The 442-nt window shown below is 40.0% G+C and carries 2 tRNA genes; both read left to right on the forward strand.

What is annotated here, in order from left to right:
• Window positions 1–25 precede the first annotated feature (25 nt).
• Window positions 26–100, forward strand: a tRNA-Val gene (locus DWW91_RS17090).
• A gap of 26 nt (window positions 101–126) precedes the next feature.
• Window positions 127–201: transfer RNA gene (locus DWW91_RS17095), tRNA-Val, on the forward strand.
• Window positions 202–442 lie beyond the last annotated feature (241 nt).

Genomic DNA, 442 nt, shown 5'->3' on the forward strand with positions numbered 1-442 from the left:
CTTTCATACCAATTGATTTCAACTTGGGCGTTTAGCTCAGCTGGTTCAGAGCATCTGCCTTACAAGCAGAGGGTCGGCGGTTCGAATCCGTCAACGCCCACCTTTCATACCAATTGATTTCAACTTGGGCGTTTAGCTCAGCTGGTTCAGAGCATCTGCCTTACAAGCAGAGGGTCGGCGGTTCGAATCCGTCAACGCCCACTAAAAAAAAGACTTGCAAGTAATTGTAAGTCTTTTTTTATTCTATATAATTCAGCTATAGACGCATCTGCTTAATTAATCCAAGAATACTACCCAAAATTTCTCGATGACAACAAAGATTCATGTGTTTTTCACCTACCCAACAATACTTCAATAACTTACAGGCTTATCAGACACTAATACATTCAAATCTAGAAATAATTGAACCTACTTTTCCCTTGATGGAAAAGTAGGCAAAAGA

The organism is Parabacteroides sp. AF17-3, assembly GCF_003635445.1.
Lineage (GTDB): Bacteria > Bacteroidota > Bacteroidia > Bacteroidales > Tannerellaceae > Parabacteroides > Parabacteroides goldsteinii.